The following is a 4,479-nucleotide window of genomic DNA, read 5'->3' as shown; positions in this document are numbered from 1 at the left end:
CCTCGTGACCGATCGACATCCCTTCGCGCTCAGTCTGCCGCGCCGACACGGCGGGATCGTGGTGTCGACCGGGGCCGTCGACCTCCTCGCCGCCGACGAGTTGCGGGCGGTGCTCGCGCACGAGCAGGCGCACGTCCGGCAGCATCACCACCTGATCGCCGCGCTCGTCGATGCGCTCACCGCCCACCTGCGGTGGGTGCCGCTCCTGGCCGCGGCGGCCGACGCGCTCGGCCACTATCTGGAGATCGCGGCAGACGACCATGCCCGGCGCGAGGCGGGCACCTCGGCGTTGGCTTCCGCGCTGCTGGTCCTGGGCGAGGCCGGGCGAGGCGAGGACGGGAGAAGCGAGGCCGGGCGAGGCGCTGATGCCGCTTATGACGCAGGCGGGGTCCTCCACGCCCTCGGGCCCGACCGCGTCCGGCACCTCGTGCAGCCGGTCCGCGGCTATGCCGGGGTGGCCGCCACGATGGTCGGCATCAGCAGCCTGCTCGCGCTCACCGCCCTGGCCGGAGCCGTGCACGTGCCGTACGTGATGGTCGTCCTCAGCGGCTGCGTCTGAGCTGGGCAATCAGGTCCCGGTACCAGTACCAGGAATCCTTGCGGGTCCGCTTCAGCGTGTCGAAGTCCACGTGGACCAGGCCGAAGCGCTCGCCATAGCCGGCGGCCCATTCGAAATTGTCCATCGCTGACCACACGTAGTAGCCGCGCACATCGACCCCGGCGTCGATCGCCTCCGAGACCGCACCGAGATGGTCGCGCAGATACGCGATCCGTCGGCTGTCGCGGACGGCGCCGTCGTCGTCGTCATCAGGTTTTTCGTGGTAGGAACAGCCGTTCTCGGTCACTATCACCGGCGGCAGGCCGGGGTAGCGCTCGTGCAGGATCGTCAGGATCTCCGTCAACCCGGACGGCACGATGGGCCAGTCGAAATCGGTGCGCTCGACCCCCTCGATCCGGACCGGGCGGAACGGCATCTCCTCGGGAAAATCCACCTCGAGCACGCCGGCGTAGTACTTGTCCGGGCGCGGCGACTCGATCACCGTGGGCTCGTAATAGTTGACGCCGTAGTGGTCCAGGGGAGCGGAGATCAGGGCCAGATCCTCGGCCAGCAGGTCCTCGCTGATGTCGGCCGAGGCGGCGATCAGCTCGGCTACCCAGTCCTCCGGATAGCGGCCGCGCAGGATCGGATCGGAGAACATCCAGTTTGTGAGGATGCGGAACAGGTCGGCCGCCTCGACGTCCTCGGCCGACTCGGTGGCGGCGTGGACGGGGAAGTGCTGCTGCACCACGCCCACCCTGTGCTGGTCGCCCGCCCCGCGGATCGTGCGCGTGGCCAGGCCGTGGGCGCGCAGCAGATTGTGGGCGACCGGCAGGCAGTCGAGCCCCATCCCCAGCGCCGGCGCGTGATCGGTGAGCGCATGCCCGTAGAGGGTGTGCACGTTCATCTCGTTCAGCGTGAACCAGTCCGTTACCCGGTCGCCCAGGGCGTCCAGTACTACAGACGTATAGTCGGCGAGCGCGTCCGCCGTGGCGCGGTTTAGCCAGCCTCCGTCCGCCTGCAGCGCGCTGGGCAGGTCCCAGTGGTACAGCGTCGGCGTGGGCCGGATCCCGGCGGCCAGCAGGTCGTCCACGAGCTGGGAGTAGAAGTCCAGACCCGCCTGGTTCACCCGGCCGCGACCGTCGGGCAGGATCCGCGACCACGACAGCGAGAACCGGTAATCGTGCACCCCGAGCTCCGCCAGGTCGCGGACGTCCTCGGCGGCCCGGTGGTAATGATCGCAGGCCACCGACGGGGTGTGGCCGTCGCGGATCCGGCCTGGCTGCGCGGCGAAGTCATCCCAGATGCTCGGGCCCCGACCGTCGGCGGTGGCGGCGCCCTCGATCTGCGCGGCGGCGGTGGCGGTGCCGAGGCGGAAACCCGGGGGCAGCGTGAGGTCATTGATCAGGTGGCTCGGCGAATCGGTGGGCATGGGGTCCTTATCTCACGGATCGAAGGGGGATCAGGCAGAGGGCGGCGACCACGGCGATCGCCGCGCCGACGCCGTACAGGGCCGGGTATCCCGCGGCGGAGACGACCAGCGGCGCGGCGAGGGCCGGGGCCACCACCTGGGGGAGCGAATTGGCGATGTTGGCGACGCCCAGCAGGGTGCCGGACGTGGTGTCGTCGGCGAGCGTGGAGGTGATGATGGCCATGTCGACGCCGATGAACAGGCCCCAGCCCAGTCCCAGGACGGCCGCGGCGATCATCACCAGCGGAATCGTGGTGGCGGCCGCGAGCAGGAGTAGCCCGACCGCCGTGCTCAGCGCGCCGGCCAGGGCGAAGACCCGGCGGCGGGTGAGGCGATCGGAGGCGGCGCCCGTCGCGCCCGCACACACCGCGGACAGGATCAATGTGATGACGGTGACCATCAGCACCGAGCCGGCCACGTCGGTGGCGCCCACCACCTCATCGAGGAAGTAGTACAGGTACAGCAGCAGGATGGCGTTGGTGAGGTTCATCAGGAAGCGCAGGAGCCACGCCCAGGCGTAGTCGCGGGTGGGCTGGAATCTGCGCACGCTTATGACGGCGCGCTTACCCGCAGCCGGTTGCCGGGGGCCGGCCCCGTCGGACTTCGCCGTTGCGCGACCCCGGTCGGCCACCACGATCGCGACCAACAGCACCGGGGTGAGCACGGCCAGCACGAGGTATCCGAGCGGTCCCGAGCCGACGGCCTCGGCGATCACGGTCCCGCCGATCACGCCGACAATCTGACCCACGCCGAACATCGAGCCGGCGATCCCGCGCTGGGCGGTGGGCACCCGGTCGGCGATCAGCGCGGCCAGGACGGCGAACGGTCCGTTGAAACCGAGTTGCACCAACCCCCAGCCGGCGATCATGGCCGGGCCGCTGTCCGCGGTGAACAGCACGACCTGGCCGACGACCCCGATCGCGGTGCCCGCGTAGACCACCGGCATGCGCGTTCCCAGGCGGACCCGGATGCGGTCGGAGATCAGCCCCCAGATCGGCGTGGCCACGAGCGAGACCGCCGCGCCGATGCCCACGATCAGCGCCAGCTGACCCTCGCGTGTGCCGGGTGCAGAGACGAGGTCGACCTGTGCGGGCAGCAGGATCTGCAGCGGACCGAACCAGGAGGCGAAGACCGCCACCACGCCCAAGGTCAGCGCGAGGATCCACCCGGCACCAACCGGCCGGGCGTCGGCGGGTGTGGCCGCGGCGGGAGAAGTCTCAGCAGGCGTGGCCGCGGCGGGCGAGGCCACAGCGTGCGGAGTCCCTGCGGGCCGGTTCCCCGCGGGCGGGTCCGCCTCGGTCACCGGGCGGCCTCCCACGTGGCCGTCCAGGCCTCGGCACCGTTCATCAGCTGACGCTCGAGCTCCGCGCGGTCGGGCCCGGCACGGTGCAGGACGTCGGCGATCCAGTCGGCGTACAGCCCGTACTGGGCCACGCCGTCCACGTTGAGGTCATGGACCCGCTCACCGAATTGCCACCGGTCCATCACCTCACCACTGGGGGCAGTGAACGGGTAGACCAGCGGGTCGGTGGCCGCGGTGGGTCGCGGTTCGGCCAGCGGCGCCAGCCCGTTGACGTCGGAGCCGATGCCGTAACCACTGAACGTCCCACCGACGGTCGCGGAGTTCGCACGCCACTCGTCGAGGAAACCCTCGTCGAAGTTCTCGGTCGCGTCGGCCGGGTAGGCGAACGCGCCCACGAACCCGCCCAGCTCGTGCATCCGCCGCAGCATGCTCGGGTCCGACCACGAGTGGTCCACCACGAACCCGGGGTAGCCGCGCTCGGTCGCGATGTCGAGCACGCGGCCGGCGGTATTGACGCTCATGTGGTCGATGTTGATGAGCATGCCGCGGTCCATCATCCCGTTGACCGCATACTCGCCGAGCTCGGTCAGCCCGCGCACGTTGCAGATCGGCTCGCCGGGGTAGATGGGCAGCGCGGCGCCGTCGGGGGCACCGGAGGTGGCGGCGGCCAAGCCGTCGGCGACGGGCGTGCTGGCGATCGGCTGTGCGTGGTCGGACGCGGCCCCCTCGCATGGCTCGGTCTCCCAGAACCGCTGCGTGCCCAGCTTATTGCCGACATTCACGGCGAGCCCGGCCAGCTCCTCGTCCATCCGTGCCCCGCCGAGCGCATTGTCGAACTTGTGCACCGGGAACACGGTCGACACGCCCCACGAGGCGAACTCCTCGAGCCCGCGGTCGATGTCCTCGCGGCTGCACTGGGGGACGTCATTGATCTGGCGGCAGTCGAACGGCTCGGAGGTCTCCACGCCGAGCGTCACCGCGAGCTTGCCCTGCGCGGCGATCTCGCGGACCTCCTGCGGCGAGCGGGCAATGCGGAACCAGCCCTGCCCGGGCCCGCCGTGCTCGGCGTCGATGTGCGCCTCCATCCGGTTCAGGTGGTCCACCTGCCGGCGCAGTTGATCCATCTCGTTGCACGAGTAGCGCGGCGGCACCCCGATCCCGGCGAGC

4 protein-coding genes are annotated in these 4,479 nt (G+C 70.7%); 1 reads left to right on the top strand and 3 read right to left on the bottom strand.

From position 1 onward, the window contains the following. The coding region (locus G6016_RS11215; RefSeq protein ID WP_182632737.1) for a M56 family metallopeptidase at positions 1–559 on the top strand (559 nt) is incomplete at its 5' end. Here G6016_RS11215 and G6016_RS11210 read toward each other — a convergent pair. The 3 genes from G6016_RS11210 to G6016_RS11200 form a co-directional block, all read right to left on the bottom strand. Then, on the bottom strand, positions 543–1,970 hold the full coding sequence (locus G6016_RS11210; protein ID WP_182632736.1) for a GH1 family beta-glucosidase: 1,428 nt from the start codon (positions 1,968–1,970) through the stop codon (positions 543–545). The genes G6016_RS11215 and G6016_RS11210 overlap by 17 nt on opposite strands. Before the next feature lie 7 nt (positions 1,971–1,977). Beyond that, positions 1,978–3,258 carry an MFS transporter gene (locus G6016_RS11205; RefSeq protein WP_182632735.1) on the bottom strand — a complete coding sequence of 427 codons (1,281 nt, stop codon included), beginning with the start codon at positions 3,256–3,258 and terminating at the stop codon, positions 1,978–1,980. A gap of 50 nt (positions 3,259–3,308) precedes the next feature. Next, on the bottom strand, positions 3,309–4,479 hold a 1,171-nt coding region (locus G6016_RS11200; RefSeq protein WP_182632734.1), incomplete at its 5' end, for an amidohydrolase family protein.

It is taken from the genome of Dietzia aerolata, assembly GCF_014144865.1.
GTDB lineage: Bacteria > Actinomycetota > Actinomycetes > Mycobacteriales > Mycobacteriaceae > Dietzia > Dietzia aerolata.
Note: the sequence above shows the minus strand (reverse complement) of the source record. Positions and strands in the feature narration are given on the sequence as shown.